This is a genomic window from Butyricimonas sp. (genome assembly GCF_019423355.1).
Taxonomy (GTDB): Bacteria; Bacteroidota; Bacteroidia; order Bacteroidales; family Marinifilaceae; genus Butyricimonas; species Butyricimonas faecihominis.
In genome coordinates this window covers 330,101-347,657 of record NZ_JAHZBP010000001.1, presented here as the reverse complement: position 1 = coordinate 347,657, position 17,557 = coordinate 330,101, and the positions used below count along the sequence as shown (strand labels likewise).

The following is a 17,557-nucleotide window of genomic DNA, read 5'->3' as shown; positions in this document are numbered from 1 at the left end:
GTTGGCGCCTATCACGGGACTTTATACGTTCAGTCAATATTATAAATCAACTAACATTCAAAATTATGAAAAAAAATCCACTAAACATGCGGAGGAGTCCGCATGAGGTGAAAAAAATTTTACAAAAAATGAGAATCACAGTATTATTCGTATTGTTATTCTGCTTCTATGCAGAAGCTTCTTCACAAAAAGTCTCGTTAAGGGTGAAGAACATGAATCTTTACATGGTGCTACTACAATTAAAGAACCAGACCGGAGTCCGTATGCTATACGATGCAGACTACACGAAACAGGTTAAATGCGCTGATGCCACATTTTTTGAAAAAGACATTAAAGATGTACTTTCACAATTACTGAACAACACGAAACTCATTTACAAAGAAGTCAACAGTACTTTCGTTATCAGTAAAGCATCCGAACAAGAGGATAAAACAATAAAACTGACCGGTACAGTTAAAGATGTACAAGGAACTCCCCTACCGGGTGTTACCGTCGTGATTAAAGGCACCACAATCGGAGTATCTACTGACGCACAAGGCAATTTCACCTTGAATGTGAAGCAACAAGAGACACTAACACTTGTATTCTCTTTTGTGGGAATGAAAACCAAAGAAGTCGTTGCCACGCCAAACAAAGCGATGACGATCACCCTTGATGAAGATACCCAAACTATCGAGGAAGTAGTGATAACGGGTTATCAAGTAGTAGACAAACGAAAAAACACGAGCGCCATCACTTCTGTAAAAGCGGCAGACATCATGCGCCCCGGTATTACTACGATCGACCAGATGCTGGAAGGTCAAATTCCGGACTTGATTTCCATGACCAACTCGGGAGAAATCGGTGTAGCCCCGAAATTACGTATTCGAGGAACCTCCACCTTAATCGGAAACCGGGAACCACTTTGGGTCATTGACGGGATTATTCAGCACGATCCGGTCAATATCTCCCCGGAGGAGTTAAACGACCCGGATTATGTTAATCGTATCGGGAACGCCATCTCCGGATTAAACCCGCAAGATATCGAACGTATTGATGTTTTGAAAGACGCATCCGCCACCGCTCTATATGGAGCAAAAGCGGCAAACGGGGTAATCGTGATCACCACAAAACGGGGACACATCGGCGATCCGATCATTTCCTACAACATGACAGGGACCTACAAAATACGTCCTCGTTATAGCGACCGCAATATCAACGTGATGAATTCCGAGGAACGAATAGAATTTTCCAAAGAACTATTGCTTGACAACTATTTATTTCCCAGTGGTATGAGTCTCGTGGGATACGAATACCTATACTCCCAATTATACAATAACCTGATCACTTATGAGGAATTTACTCGCCAAACGGCACAAATGAAAAAACAAAACACGGATTGGTTCAAAATCCTAGGAGAAGATTCTTTCTCATCACAACACACGATTAGCATAACCGGTGGTTCCGAGAAAATCAGATATTATTCATCCGTAGGCTACACGGATGATAACGATATCATTCGTTTTAACAAAAACGATCGTTACACGGCCTCTTTAAACTTGGATATCAACTTTAAAGATGATTTATCCCTCTTGTTTGATTTAAGCGGGAACAAAACTACCAAAAAATATTATCAACAAGAAGTGTCACCCATTGATTACGCTTATAATACCAATCGTGCCATTCCTATAAAAAACGAAGACGGTACCCTACATTACTACAAAAAGCCCTATTCTATATATCTTTATAATTTCAATATATTAAACGAATTAAATAATAGCGGGAACAAACAAGAATCTTCCAGTTTCACGATGAAGGCCAATTTATTGTATTCCCCTTTATCTTGGCTGAAATTGAACGGGACCTTCTCTTACACGCTATCCAACACGGAACTCGAGTCCTACTGGGACGCTAAAACTTACCATGCAGCCACGTTAAGATATGGAGAATACGGGGAAGAATTCGATGCCGAACAAACAACTTTACCGGGAGGAGGCGAATTAACACAATCACTCACGCGGAACGAAACCTACACCGTCCGTCTACAATTAGATATAAACAAATACTTGGGAAAAAACGAGCATCATAACATTAATGCCTCCATCGGTGTGGAAACAAACTCCACTCACTACAAGGAAACAACGACAACCAACCGAGGATATTATCCAGACCGAGGTATGCAATTTGCGGTTTTTAACGTGGGCGATTACCCGAAATATGACAATTGGCAAGCCGCTAACAAAGCTTCGATAACAGATAACCAAACAAACATGTTATCCGCTTATGCCAGTATCTCATACTCCTATCAATACTGGATTACACTCAATGCCAATGCCCGTTACGACGGTTCGAACAAATTCGGTTCACAAAGTAACGACAAGTTACTCCCCGTATGGTCCGTATCCCTGTCCTACAGTCCCTTGGAACAAATTGGCGGATCAGACTTTTTCGATTACCTGCAATTAAAATTCTCCTATGGATATCAAGGTAATATGCTAGACAACCAATCTCCGGAAGTTATCATCAAAAAACTTCCCATGAATAGTTATTTTAACGAACTTGTATCGGAAGTCGATATTTATCCGAATCCCGATTTAAAATGGGAACGAACAAACTCTTTAAACGGGGGAATTGAATTTTCCATTTTGAACCATCGCGTGATGATCAGTTCCGATGTTTATTACAAAAAAACCAATGACGCATTTATGGAGAAAAACATCTCTAGAGTAAACGGTTTAGCTGCCTATACGATAAATAGCGGAAAAATTATAAACAAAGGATATAACGTGTCCTTAACCCTATCCCCCATTCACTCCGACAATATTCGCTGGATGCTCTCCACCTCTATCTCCAAGTCATACAACCGAATCGAATCTCGCCCATCCACGGATGAATACGATTTGACAAACTTTTTAAACGGAACCGTGATCGCAAAAGGAAAAGCAGTCAACACATTTTACTCCTACAAATTCAGAGGATTAAATCCAATCAACGGAGGGCCATTGTTTGACGATTATGAAGAGTTTCCTGAACGATTGTACGGTAAAAGCAAACACGATGTTTTCACGTCCATATTGGAAGCATCAGGCTCACGAGAGCCAAAATTATCAGGAGGTATTAACAATACCGTGAACTTCTGGAACTTCCGGTTAAACATAAATTTTGCCTATAGCATGGGAGCCAAGACCCGTTTATTTCAAGTGTACGAAGGAACTCGATTTACCGCAGAACAAAACATTAATCGAATCTTCCTAAATCGCTGGCAACGTCCCGGTGATGAAAAATACACCGACATCCCGGCCGCTATAAGCGCTAAAGATCCCGGTTACACGGAATATAGTAACCATTGGTCTGTTTTTGCCAACAACTTAGTTCCTCAATTGGCATCCTCGAAATGGGAGATGTATAATTACAGCGATTTACGTGTAGTAAGTGCCAACTATCTAAAATGCACGAATCTAAGTTTAACATACATGTTTTCCAAACAATTATTAGAAAAATGGCAACTGACAAGATTGGAGTTGTCTCTATCGGCAAGTAATCCTTTCATCTTCTGCTCCTCCAAACTAAAAGGACAAACCCCGACACAAGGAGGATTCACGAAAATCCAATTATCAGAACGCCCAACATTTTCTTTTGGGCTCAATGTTTCATTTTAAATCGTAGACCATGAAAAATAAACTATTATATACGATTATTATCAACATCTTTGGATGCATTTGCTTCTCTTGCAATAGTTTTCTCTCAGAGCAATCACAAGATCAAGCTTACGTGCGCTCATACTCGGACCTCGATGAATTATTAGCCGGGAGTGTATACATGAAAAGTCATTACGTAGATTACGATTACGCTTCTTTCTCTAAAGAAATCTATTATCCATACATTCATTACATGGCCGACGAGACTCAAATCAGCACAACGGGCCAACAAGGATATACAACGGCCCCAAACAGTCTTTTCGGATATTACACGTGGCAGCAAGAGGTCGGAAAAGATCACGAAAATAGCACCGTGTGGAAAGAAGAACAAGATTGGCAAAATCTATACAATTACATCAACATCACAAATTTGATTTTATCCCTCATCAACGAACAAAAAGTTACCACGATATCAGATCAAGAAAACGTGAACCGCATCAAGGGAGAAAGCCATTTCCTAAGGGGAGCCTACTATTTCACGCTAGCCAATTTATACGGGAAGCCCTACTCTCCGGCTACCGCATCCTCGGATTTAGCCGTACCCTTGAAATTAACAGAATATATCGAAGACAAAACCTACTCTCGCGCCAGCGTGGAAGCCGTCTACGAACAAGTATTAAAAGATTTGCTTGCAGCCGAAAAATACTTCAAAGACATTCCATCGAAATCTGTCATACGGGCAGGTCATTCAGCAACCTGTCTACTACTCAGCCGAGTATACTTATATATGCAAAACTATAAAGAAACCATGACATGGGCTAAAGCCTGTCTTGAAGAATGCCCGCATTTAATTAACCTAAACACTTTTACCGGAGAAGATTTTTTAACCAAGACATCCCCGGAACTAATTTTCACCATGGGAAGCAACCATTTACCAATCAACATCACTGCTAAAAAAGGAGAATTCGAAATTTCAAAAGACCTGTACGATTGTTACGAGCCGGGTGATTTGCGAGCACAACATTTCGTGGCGTTAGAAGAGGGACATTACTTGTACAAAAAAACACATTTCGCTTCAGGAAACATCAATATCTCCGACAATTTTGCATTTCGCTCGGCAGAAGCCTATTTAAATCTAGCCGAAGCGGCTGCTTGCTTGGGAGGAGAATACACAACAGAGGCATTAAATGCTTATAACACACTCAAACAAAATCGAATGACACCCGAAACATTCACTCGAGAAGAACATCTCTCGGGCGAGTCTTTAGTGAACGCCATTCGCCAAGAACGCCGCAAAGAATTATGCTTGGAAGGACATCGTTGGTTCGACTTACGCCGCTACATGGTAAACGATTTATATCCATACGAAAAAACATTAACCAACATTTACACTGTATACGAATACAGCTACACAAGTTACTCTTATGAACTAACACTCTATCGCAAATACTCCTTACCCCCACACGACGGAGCATGGACACTTCCCATCCCGTTAGAAGAATTAAACTCAAATTACGGAATGCCCAATAATGAAAGAGGCGTGCGAAATTATGAATCACTACTTTAAAACATAAGTCATGAAAAATATTATATTACTTTGTATTTTAATGCTCGCATTCCTAGGATGCTCAGACAATGAGGAATTCACACCAACTAATACCGAGCGTAATCTATTTGATTTACCGGACTTTTCATCGGAACAAGAAATGGAAATTCGACGAAATTTTCATGCCTCTACAGGTGTGTACTTACTATTCAATGATTCTTTGGGATGGCGGGAAGTTACGACACCCCAAGGTACTTACACCACCTGCGACATACTTGATTTGAATTATAACATAACATCAAAAATATTGCATTCTTTTGAATTTACTTATTTAAAAGATATCGAGGAAAAGAAACAGGCCGTCAACTTTTTAGAAAATGAAGTATTATCAATGCTCCCCACAAGCTTTTATCCCCATGCAATTCTTTTAGTGGACGATTTTTTATTTAGCGAATATGTTTTTTTTCTAGGGCTTCAACCGGCTAAAATAACAGGGGCTTATCCAACCTATCATGCTACCGTGGTGGGATGTAACGGAGTTTTACAAATGAACGAATCCGATCGCTACTCCTACAAGCGAGAAATTCTAAAAGGAATTCTCATGAAATCATACGCCCTTTTAGAGGATAAAGAATACACGGATTTTTATCAATATTCAGATGCCTATTACGGCTCATACAATCCCTACAATGAAGAAGTAATGGAATTAGGATTCTTAAATGTATACAACCGATTTTTTTATTACGAGAAAGAAAATGACATTATAGGCTTTATCATGGAAACTTTCTCCATGACAGAAAAAGAATTTGAAGAAAAGTATGCCGCTTGGCCTATTGTGTTGCAAAAACAAAAAGCTTTAGTGAAAATATTAGAGCGGAATGGAATAACCGTTTACTAACCTTAAAACAAAAAAATCATGAAACATATCATTTTTATACTATTCTTCATATACACATCTTGCATCGCATGTTCTTCCGACAACGACAAAAGCAGCCTTCCCGCTATCCGTCCGGATGCGGAAGGGACTTGGATCGATCCCCGGGATAATTCGACATACCACTGGGTTCGTTACGGGAATTTAGAATGGATGACCGAAAACATGAGAGCCAAACCGACAGCCGGGGATGCCGTCCTTTACGAAGATGCTTCTACCGAAGACGTATTCCACGAATACGGTTATCTCTATGACTTCACGGGAGCCAATCATTTGAATATCGAAGGCTGGCGTTTACCCTCGGAAAAAGATTGGCAATCACTTGAACGTTACTTAGGCATGTCGGAAAAAGAAACTCAAGAGGTCGGTTGGCGCGGACATTTTATCGGGGAATTACTCATGCAGGATGCAAACGGGAGCGGACTCTCCATGAAGTGTGGGGGATATGCTCATAGCTTGGGAGGTTTCGGTACCAGGGCATTCGGTGTAGACGGTATTTATTGGAGTTCCACTCCCGACGAATCGACCGAAGGTTATGCTTGGTGCAGGATGTTAACTTTCAACAAAAGCGAAGTAAGACGTGAATCCATGACAACCAAAAGATACATGAGTGTACGCTTAGTAAGAGATGTTCAATAAACATATAATTGTAAATTACCGTAACTATGAAAAAAAGTTTATTTATTGGGTTATTCATTACATTAATCTTCCCGTCCGTTTTCGCTCAATCGGGAACCCGTTTTCTTGAAAACACCCCTTGGGTAAATGTACTCCAACAAGCAAAACAAGAAAACAAACTTATCTTTGTAGATTGTTACACCTCTTGGTGTGGACCGTGCAAACAGTTGGCAACGGAAATCTTTCCTCAAAAGATCGTAGGAGACTTCATGAATTCCAAATTCGTGAACGTAAAATACGATATGGAAAAAGAAGAAGGGCTAACTTTCAATCAAAAATACCCTGATGCGATCAAAGCCTATCCCACGATGTTAATTATCAATACAACAGGAGAAATTATTCATAAAATAGTCGGCTCCATGCCTGCGGAAGAATTACTCTCCGCAATAGAAGAAGGATTACAAGGAAACACGATTTACACATTCGAAAAAGAATACCAAAAAGGGAATAAGGACTGGACATTCATAAAAAAATATCTTGTCGCATTAAAATATGCCAACGAAAAAGAAACATACGAACAAGTCGCTCGAACATACATTTCCCGATTCCCCATAGATAGTTTATTAAACCTCGAGATTTGGAACATCATGAAAGATATTATTGTAAAAGATCCATACAGTCGAGAATTTCGTTTCACGGTGGCACATATAAACGACCTGGAACAACGGGGTGTAGAACGATACCCCCTCGAACAGGAATTAAGTTCCTCTATCGGGTTTGCCGTGAATATGTTACTCATCGGTTGTCTTAACACGGAAAACAAAGATACGCTACAAATCTACGAAGAACAAGCAAAACAATTACGTTCGCTATTAATGCATCCCATAAAAGGATTCCCAGAATCTCTCGCGGAACTCTCACTAAACGAATGCCGCATCTCGGGAAATGTAAATGAACTTTACAAACGTTTTTGCGTCTTGATGAATTGCGGTTTCATCAAACGATCTATCTTCCAAGAATACATGTTAGAGTATTTGATCCAAAAATCTAATAACAAACAACATCTCCAAACATGTATCGATTACTTACTTGCATTACAAAAAAATACCTCAGGCTGGGAAAAAGAAAATATCAATAAAACAATCGTTACAGGAAAAGAAAAATTAAACAGTTGTAAATAATAAACTCATGCTTAAAAAAATACTTTTACTAGGAACTATTCTATTTTTCTCGTTCATTTTACATGCACAAGAAAAAGGAGTCCAGTTCATGGACAACACCCCTTGGGAAAACGTTATTCAAAAAGCAAAAGAACAAAATAAATGGATCTTCGTTGATTGCTACACAAGTTGGTGCGGACCATGTAAAATGTTAGCCACAGATGTATTCACACGTGATGACGTCGGACTATTTCTAAATGATAAATTCGTCAACGTGAAATATGATGTCGAAAAAGATCCCGGCTTGGACTTTGCCAAAAAATACCGCAACCAAATAACGGCATTCCCCACGATGCTAATGATTACACCCGATGAGAAAGTCATGCAACGCATCGTCGGGTATTATCCGGCAGAAGAAATCCTGCAAGCAATACAATACGGCATAGAAGGGAAAACACTTCAATCCTTAGAAAAAGAATATAATGCAGGAAACAGAGAAATCAAATTCATAAAAACATATCTGGATTTTCTAGGAAAATCGGGAGAAGACAAAAAGTGGGAACAAATCACACGTGAATATCTAGATTATATTCCCTTGGACAGTTTATTAAATAAAGACATCTGGGACGTCGTGGGGATACACATCAAAGACCCCACCTCAAAAGAGTTTCAATTTGTTCTTCATAACCTAAATAAATTCCATGCGAAAAAATTTAATCGCTATGAACTAGAATGGCAACTCAGTTTGAACATCTACTATCAATTAAGCGATATCATCTCTACCGGTTTCAAAACCGAAAATAAAGACACGTTACATACCCTGCTTGAAAAAACAAATGAACTGGAAACCATATTAAGAAATCCCGTCAATCGCTTCCCGGAATACTTAGCATATGCGAGAATCACAAATTGCTACCTAAATCAAGACTTCAAACAACTTTGGAATCTTTTAAAGCATTTAGATGCACATGGACTTATTGATAACATGAACTGGAAAGCCCAATGGATCGAGGCCTTAATCGACCACTCAAACTCTAAAAGCGAAATAAAACAATACGCTGATTTTTTATATCAATCGCAAAAAGCAGAAGAAAAAAAGAGCGATTGGGTTGTTGAAAATCACTATAAAACCATCGCCAAAGGATATGCAAAACTGAAAAACAAAAAGAAAGCGGAGGAACTCATCCAAATCGGGCAAACTTTGGAAAAGCGTAATCGCGAACTATTAAAAAATTTCGGTTTATAAACATGTAACATTACATCACAATAATATGATTAAAATCTCATTAATAACCATCCTGTTCATGATACTCGCCTCATGTCATCGCACTCCGGAAACGATTGTAAACCTTCACATGGATGGTCCCCGACAAAACACGGAAGTCGTACTCATGACTAAGGATTCAAACTACGTAATAACCCTAGATTCTACAAACACGGCCTCATTCATCCTATCAGAAAAAATCAAACCGGGATATGCCGTTATGTACATGGACGACAGACATATTCTAACCTATGTAGATCCCGGAAAAAGTTTCAATATTACAGCAAGAATTGACGGAACACAAATCATATCAACATTCAACGGTGCAGGGGCCGCTAAATCCCAATACCTGAATCACAGCGTTCCGCAATTTACCCCCGATTTCAAATTAAATGAAGCTGATTTTATCGCTTCCCTAGACAAAAAATGGCAAAAAATGGACAGCACTCTAATGGCACAAGGATTCGATGACACATTCAACCGATTGGAGAAAAATCGATTGACTTACACCATTTATAGAGAACTTCCAAAATACTTCTTTTACCATCCCTTCGAAACTCTAGATGCGAATTACAAGCCCAGCGAAGCAATTTATACCAAATTAAGAGAAGTCTTCACGGAAGACGAATCCCTGTTAGACTTAGCCGCTTACCAGGAATTCATCAACGAATACGTAATCGTAATGCTGAAATTATACTTGAATAATGTCGGGCAGTTACAATACGCCAAGAACCAATTACACTACATTGAACAAAATTTCAAAAAGCCGGCTATTATCGAATACCTAACCAATCGCATTATTTACGCCTACATAGAACAAAACGGGATAAAGGATCTTCCGGAACTAACAGTCATTTATAATGCCAAAGTAACCGATAAAGAAAAAAAACACAGATTCAAAGAACTTTGCGGCAAATGGCTACGAATCGCTCCCGGTCAACCTTCTCCGTCATTCAAATGTCAAGATATAAATGGCAAAGAAATAAGTCTATCCGACTTAAAAGGTAAATATATATACATCGACAATTGGGCGACATGGTGTGGTCCATGCTGCCGAGAAATTCCCGCACTAGAAAAACTTGAAAAGAAATATCGAGATAAAAACATCTACTTCGTGAGTATCTCTTACGATGAAGATAAAACCGTTTGGGAGAAAAAAGTAAAAAAAGAAAATCTAAGCGGGATACAATTACATATCGGAACTGACTACTCTTTTGCCAAAACCTACATGATCTCTGCCATTCCACGTTTTATTCTATTGGACCGAGAAGGCTACATCATCAATGCCCACATGAGCCATCCCTCAGATCCCGAAACGATACATCTCCTCGATACATTAGAAGGCATCTGATATTGTTAAAGAAATGTTATAACAATACGACAAAAGAGACTTTCCAGTCTCTTTTGTTTTAAAAATAAGTTAATACACGACATCCAGACAATTGCATTTAATTTTCTCTCTTAAGTTTGTAATATTATTTACGAATATTTATATTGAATTTATGAAAAGCCTTATTTCAATTATTGCATTTTTGATGCTTAGTTTCACGGCATTCTGTCAAGGAGGCGTGAATTTCGAGCATATCACGTTTGATGAAGCATTGGCTAAAGCCAAAGCAGAGAACAAACTCGTTTTCATGGATTGCTATACCTCATGGTGCGGTCCTTGCAAGTACATGTCAGAAACCATCTTCCCGCAGGAAAAAGCCGGAGAATTTTTCAATCCCAAATTTGTTTGCGTGAAATTTGATATGGAAAAAGGAGAAGGTCCTGAACTGGGTAAAAAATTTGGAGTCAGAGCCTACCCGACGTTCTTGATTCTTCGTCCCGATGGATCGGTACAACACAAAGTGGTTGGCGGCGGGGATCTGGAAGGATTCATCGCAAGAGTTGAAAAAGGGCTGAACGAAAAGACCTCTCTCGATTATTTGAACAAGGTGTACGAGAAAGGAAAGATGAACAAGAAACAGCTCATGGCTTACCAGATTGCGTTGAACGATGCTTATGAACAAGCAAAAAGCGAAAAAGTAGGCGAAGAGTTGAATAAAATACTGAAAGACAAGGATAAAATGAAAAAAGAATTCTGGCCTATTCTCGAAGAAAGTCCTTACGGTTCTGATAATTTCAAACTTGTCGTAAACAACATTGCCACATTCAATAAAAATATCGGCAAAGAGAAAGTAGATGCTTACCTTTATGGTAATTATAGTCAAGCTATTGATAATACTACTCGCCGTAATGCGAAAGAACCCGCTAAGACACTTGAGCAAATTCGCCAAGAATTAACCAATATCGATTTGGAGAATAAAGATCAATTGATGAGCAAGATCGAGTTGGCTCAAGCCACGATTGACCAGAACGTGGATAAAATTATTTCTCTCGCTGAACAAGCAGCAGAAACCAAGAGCGAAGAACTATGGTCTATCGTAAACGCCTTAAACTCGATCAGTTCCAAGGTGAACAAAGCCGAAGCCGGACGTATCGTAGCATTAGGAGATAAATTCATTGCCAATAGCCCGGAAAACGGAAAAGCCTACATGACCAACTTCTTTGAAAAATTCAAGGTTGCAGCGCATGTTGGTGTATATTTCTATGAGTTAAGCTATGAAGATGCCTTGAAAATGGCGAAACAACAAGGACGCAAACTTTTCATTGACTGTTACACAACTTGGTGCGGCCCTTGCAAGTATATGTCAGAAACAGTTTTCAAACAAGAGAAAGTGGGTGATTTCCTAAATCAAAATTTCATTTGTCTAAAATATGATATGGAAAAAGGAGAAGGTCCCGAGTTGGCAAAAAAATTCGGTGTCCGTGCCTACCCAACTTTCGTGATCGTAAATCCGGACGGGACGATCCGTCATAAACTTGTAGGTGGTGGCGAAGGCGATCAATTTATAGAAAGAGTAAAAGAATCTTTCGATGACAACAAAGCTTTAGGAGCCTTAGATGCAAAATACAATAGCGGTAATAGAGATAAAGCATTTTTATCTCAATACGCTCAAGTGATGGTAGCTAATTACGATCCGAACGCAAAAGCCATCGTGGACGAATTATTGAAAATTTCTACCGATGAAGAAAAATTATCAGAAGATTACTGGTTCATTTTCGGTAATAGCGAATTAAGCCCGAAAGATTCAGAAGCGGCAAAATTCTTGACTGACAACCGGAGCAAATTCAACGAAACCATTGGCAAGGAAAAAGTCGATAACCGTTTGAGTGAAGGTCTTTTCCGTGAAATATTAATGGTTATTGCCGGACGTGGTCAAAAAACCGATGTAAAACGTTTAGACGCTATCGGACGGGAAGTAAAAGCCCTGAAGTTATCAAACGAGAAAACCTTACTGTCTTCTTTAGCTATCGCGAAGGCTGTGAAGACAGAAAATATTGACAAGATATTGACAGCTTGCGAGAAAGAACTTCCGAAACTGGGAAAAAATTCTCAAATGATAGCTTACTATTTATCCGGCTCATTGGCAAAAGCAAATGACACGCAAAAAGCCCGTTGGCAAAAAATAGTTCAAGCAAACACCGGGAAATAAACTCCGGAATACTTATTAATATGATACTCGAAGAGGATGTTTCTTGGAAACATCCTCTTCGTTATTTGGAAGAGAGTTTTTTACTAAAAAATGGGTAGAGTTTTTCATTTTCAATTGTTTTACGTAAGTTTGCACCCTAATTTTAGGACGAACAGCTTAAAAAAAGCGATAAATCCGTTTCGGAAGGAAACGGAAATGTAAAAGAAAATCGTATATGATTGAAAATTTAGTAATTGTCGAGTCTCCGGCTAAAGCCAAGACTATTGAACGTTTTTTAGGAGAGAATTATGTTGTAAAATCTAGTTTCGGACATATCCGGGATCTTGAAAAAAAAGATTTAGGAATTGATATAGAACATAATTTCCAACCAAAATATGAAATATCACCCGACAAGAAAGCGATTGTAAAAGAATTGAAACAACTTGCCAAGGAAGCCAAAACGGTTTGGTTAGCCTCCGATGAGGACCGCGAGGGAGAAGCTATTGCTTGGCATTTATTCGAAGTTCTGGGGTTGAAGAAGGAGAACACGAAACGGATTGTTTTTCACGAAATCACGAAAGATGCTATTTTACATGCGATCAATAACCCCCGGGACATTGATAAAAACCTCGTGGATGCCCAACAGGCCCGCCGGGTTCTTGACCGACTGGTCGGATTCGAAGTGTCACCAGTCCTATGGAAAAAAGTGAAACCTTCCTTGTCAGCCGGACGGGTTCAATCCGTTGCCGTAAAACTCATCGTTGAACGAGAACGAGAAATTAACCATTTCGTTGAACAAAAATATTATAAGGTTACCGGAACATTTGAAACCAAAGACGCAAATGGTAATTCGGTACCCTTAAAGGCAGAATTATCCGAACGTTTTTCCACGCAGGAAGAGACGGTTAACTTTCTGGAACATTGCAAGAAGGCGGCATTTTCAGTAAGTAATGTCGAGACGAAACCGGGTAGCCGTAAACCGGCTCCACCGTTCACGACATCCACGCTACAACAGGAGGCATCCCGCAAATTGGGATTCTCTGTTTCGCAGACAATGGCCGTGGCCCAGAAACTATACGAACAGGGACACATCACTTACATGAGAACGGATTCCGTGAACCTATCCCAACTGGCTATCGGTGCGGCAAAAGCCGTTATCTGTAACACGCTGGGAGAAAAATATTCCAAACCTAGGAATTTCGCCACGAAGACGAAAGGGGCTCAAGAGGCCCACGAGGCCATCCGCCCGACCTATATGGACAAGGAATCGATCAGCGGAGACAAGAATGAACAGCAACTTTACTCGTTAATCCGGAAACGGACTCTCGCCTCTCAAATGGCAGAGGCCGAACTGGAAAAAACAACCATAACGATCGCCATTACCGGGGAAAAACACACGTTCGAAGCCGTGGGTGAAGTGATCATTTTCGATGGTTTCCTCAAAGTGTACATGGAATCTTTCGATGACGAGAAAGAAGACGATGAAGCGGCCTTATTACCTGCAATACATAAAGGAGACCAGTTACAACGTTCCCTGATCCAAGCCTTAGAACAATACACGACGCATCCTCCCCGCTACACGGAGGCCAGTCTCGTGAAGAAAATGGAAGCCTTGGGAATCGGACGTCCGTCAACATACGCACCCACGATTACCACGATCCAGAACCGGGGATATATCTTACGGGAAAGCCGGGATGGTACAGAACGTCAACTAGACCAGATAGACCTTAAAGGACAAGATATAAAAGTCAAGAAGATCAGCCGGATATTCGGTGCGGAAAAGAAGAAATTGTTTCCCTCGGATATCGGAATAGTCGTGACAGATTTCCTTTCCAATTATTTCACGAATATCATGGATTATAACTTCACGGCAAATGCCGAGGATGCCCTTGACCACATTGCCGAAGGAGAGGTTGAATGGCAATCCATGATCGGAACATTCTATCAACCTTTCCATGCTAACGTGGAGAAAACGTTGAAAGAATCCGAACGGAACACGGGAGCCCGGGAACTTGGTAAAGATCCACAAACAGGAGAAACTGTTTCCGTACGAATCGGACGTTTTGGACCGATGGCTCAGATTGGTGAAGGAGAATCCGTACGTTATGCCGGACTGCTCAAAGGGCAACTGATGGAAACCATTACCTTGGAAGAAGCTTTAGACTTGTTCAAGTTTCCCCGTCAACTGGGTGAATTCGAGGAGAAACCTGTCAGTGTCGGCATCGGTCGTTTTGGACCTTACATCAAGCATAATCAACTTTTCGTTTCCTTGAAAAAAGGCGTTGACGATCCGGGGACAATAACTCTTGAAACCGCTATCGAACGAATCAACGAGAAACGAGAAATCGAGAAAAACAGGAAGATCCAAGAGTTTGAAAATGGGGTACAAATTCTTAACGGTCGTTTTGGGCCTTACATCACGTTCAACAAAGTGAACTATAAGATCCCCAAAGGAAAAGAAGCAGACAAATTAACCTTTGAGGAAACCATGGAAATCATTGCAAAGGGAGGGGACAGTAAGAAAAAAACGACAAAAAAGACAACAAAAAAAGCGGCCCCGAAGACAACAAAAAAAGAAACAAAAAAGGAAACGAAAAAGAAGGAATAGGGCAATAAACGAAAGGGATTGAAATTTATTTGCATAAAACCAATCCATTTTATATATTCGTACCCTCGAAAAATAGAATAAATTCGTGTGTAGAAACATAAAATTTTAATATAAATGGCAACGTTACAAAAAATTAGAAATCGCGGTGGAGTACTTGTTAGTATCGTGATTGGATTAGCCCTCGTGGCATTTATTGTTGGTGATGCTCTTAGCTCTGGCGCCAGCCTTATCAATCGTTCCAGAAACAAAGTTGGAGAAGTTGGAGGTGAAACTATCGGCATTCAAGAATATCAACAAAAGATTATGAAGAATGAAGATTTCATCAAAAGCATGAACGGTTTATCTGCCCTAACGGATGAGCAACAAAGAATGATCCGGGAAAATACTTGGAATCAAATTGTTTCTGAAATCATTCTGAACAAGGAATACGAGGAATTAGGTTTGGACGTTAGCGGTGACGAGTTATACGATTTCTTATTAGGGAGTAACATGAACCCGGCCGTCAGCCAGTTATTCGCAGATCCTAACACGGGACAGGTAGACAAAGAAAGAGCCCGTCTGATCATCAAACAATTGATCGAAGCTCCTGCCGGAACCCCGCAAAAGGAATATTGGTTGAATATGGAAGAGCAAGTAAACACGGCTCGTAAACAAGAAAAATATAATACTCTGTTAGCAAAAAGTTTGTTTGTAACAGATGCTCAAGCCAAAGAACTTGCAGAAAGTGCAGCAACGACAGTAGACATCAGCTTTATCATGAAAAGCTACAACACCGTTAGCGACTCTGCAGTAAAGGTAACTGCTAACGAGATCAAAGATTATTATAATTCACACAAATATTTGTTTGAACGCGAAGAAGCTAGACAGATCGCTTACGTGAACTTTGACATTACCGCTTCAGCCGAAGACATTAAAGAAACGGAAGACTGGGTGAATGATTTGAAACCCGAATTTGCAGAAGCAAAGAACGTGCTTGAATTCGCTAACCTTTCATCTGAAAAAAGATTCCAACCCAAATATTACAAAAAGGGAGAATTGGATAACGAGGAACTGGATGAATTCTTGTTCACGGAAAAGAGTGATGGCGTGTTCGGACCTTACTTGAAAGATAATGCTTATAACATCGTTCGTGTTGCCGACCGCCGTGTATTACCCGACTCAGTAAGAGCCCGTCATATCTTGATCGCATCAAACAATATGGCTCAATCAGAGAAATTAGCCGATAGTTTAGCAGGTTTAATTCGTAAAGGCGGAGATTTCGATGCTTTAGCAAGACAATATTCTGCCGATCAGAATACTTCTGTAAATGGTGGGGATTTCGGATGGTTCACCCAAGATCAGATGCTCCAACCGATCGCAGATTCAGCGTTCTTCTCTAACAAAAACGAGGTGAAAGTGGTAAGATCAAATTACGGATTCCATGTTTTGCAAGTAACAGACAGATCAAAACCTGTTGATAAGGTACAAATCGGAATCGTTGCAAAAGAAATTACCCCGTCTCAACAAACGATCAACAAGATTTATAACGACGCACGTACTTTTGCAAACAATATCAATACCGTAGAAGATTTTGAGGCAGCTTTAACTGCTAATAATCAAACCAAACGTATCGCAAACTTAGGTAAAAACGATTATCAGATTGCAGGCATTGATAACGCAAGAGATATTATCCGTGAGGCTTATATGGCTGAAAAACCGGGCTTCATCCTGACGACCAAAGAGAAATCTCCGATCTTTGAGGCTGGAGACAAATTCTCTGTTGTGGTTTTAACCGGAATTCAAGAAGAAGGTATCGCACCTCTGAACTCTGTTTCTGCAGCTATCCGCACCGAACTTATCCGTAAAAAGAAAGGCGAAATCATTGCCAAGGAGTTGACCAATGCTATTTCCGGAAGTGAAAGTTTACTTTCTGTAGCACAAAAAGCCAATGCAGAGGTAATGGATGCCACGGATGTTAGTTTCAGTTCATTCCAAGTTCCCGGAGTTGGTATCGAACCCGTGCTGACTGCCGAAGTTGTTACAATGAAAGAAAACGAAATTTCTAAACCGATCATCGGTAACCAAGGAGTTTATGTTGTGGTTGTAAACTCTAAAACTGTTGAAACAGTTACTCCCGAACAAATTGAAGCTGCCAAGAGAAGTATCGAACAAACGAATCTGTACACCAAGTTCCGCTTGATTCTTCCCGCGTTAGTGAAGAATGCCGGAGTGGTTGATACAAGATACAAATTTTACTAGAAACCTAAACCACAAACCGAAAAAGCCGCCCGTCAAGGCGGCTTTTTTATTTCC

At 40.1% G+C, this 17,557-nt stretch carries 10 protein-coding genes; all 10 read left to right on the top strand.

Annotated elements, in window-relative coordinates; translation table 11 throughout:
• Positions 1-128 precede the first annotated feature (128 nt).
• The 10 genes from QVC79_RS01425 to QVC79_RS01380 all read left to right on the top strand — a co-directional run bounded on the left by QVC79_RS01425 (position 129) and on the right by QVC79_RS01380 (position 17,503).
• On the top strand, positions 129-3,638 hold the full coding sequence (locus tag QVC79_RS01425) for a SusC/RagA family TonB-linked outer membrane protein (RefSeq protein ID WP_270595225.1): 3,510 nt from the start codon (positions 129-131) through the stop codon (positions 3,636-3,638).
• 10 nt (positions 3,639-3,648) lie between these two features.
• Positions 3,649-5,184 (top strand): RagB/SusD family nutrient uptake outer membrane protein, encoded by a 1,536-nt coding sequence (locus QVC79_RS01420; RefSeq protein ID WP_270595224.1) that lies wholly within the window; start codon positions 3,649-3,651, stop codon positions 5,182-5,184.
• A gap of 10 nt (positions 5,185-5,194) precedes the next feature.
• Positions 5,195-6,061 (top strand): hypothetical protein, encoded by an 867-nt coding sequence (locus QVC79_RS01415; RefSeq protein WP_270595223.1) that lies wholly within the window; start codon positions 5,195-5,197, stop codon positions 6,059-6,061.
• A gap of 18 nt (positions 6,062-6,079) precedes the next feature.
• A complete protein-coding gene (locus tag QVC79_RS01410) occupies positions 6,080-6,736 on the top strand; it encodes a fibrobacter succinogenes major paralogous domain-containing protein (protein WP_270595222.1) in 657 nt (218 codons plus the stop codon).
• Positions 6,737-6,762: 26 nt separating this feature from the next.
• A complete protein-coding gene (locus tag QVC79_RS01405; protein ID WP_270595221.1) occupies positions 6,763-7,896 on the top strand; it encodes a thioredoxin family protein in 1,134 nt (377 codons plus the stop codon).
• Positions 7,897-7,903: 7 nt separating this feature from the next.
• A complete protein-coding gene (locus tag QVC79_RS01400; protein ID WP_270595220.1) occupies positions 7,904-9,121 on the top strand; it encodes a thioredoxin family protein in 1,218 nt (405 codons plus the stop codon).
• A 25-nt stretch (positions 9,122-9,146) separates the two neighbouring features.
• Positions 9,147-10,490 (top strand): TlpA family protein disulfide reductase, encoded by a 1,344-nt coding sequence (locus QVC79_RS01395; protein ID WP_270595219.1) that lies wholly within the window; start codon positions 9,147-9,149, stop codon positions 10,488-10,490.
• 151 nt (positions 10,491-10,641) lie between these two features.
• Entirely contained in the window at positions 10,642-12,678 is a 2,037-nt protein-coding gene (locus tag QVC79_RS01390) for a thioredoxin family protein (RefSeq protein WP_270595218.1), read from the top strand.
• Positions 12,679-12,892: 214 nt separating this feature from the next.
• Entirely contained in the window at positions 12,893-15,265 is a 2,373-nt protein-coding gene (gene topA / locus QVC79_RS01385; RefSeq protein WP_270595217.1) for a type I DNA topoisomerase, read from the top strand.
• 114 nt (positions 15,266-15,379) lie between these two features.
• Positions 15,380-17,503: a peptidylprolyl isomerase gene (locus tag QVC79_RS01380; RefSeq protein WP_270595216.1), complete on the top strand. Its 2,124-nt coding sequence runs from the start codon at positions 15,380-15,382 to the stop codon at positions 17,501-17,503.
• Positions 17,504-17,557 lie beyond the last annotated feature (54 nt).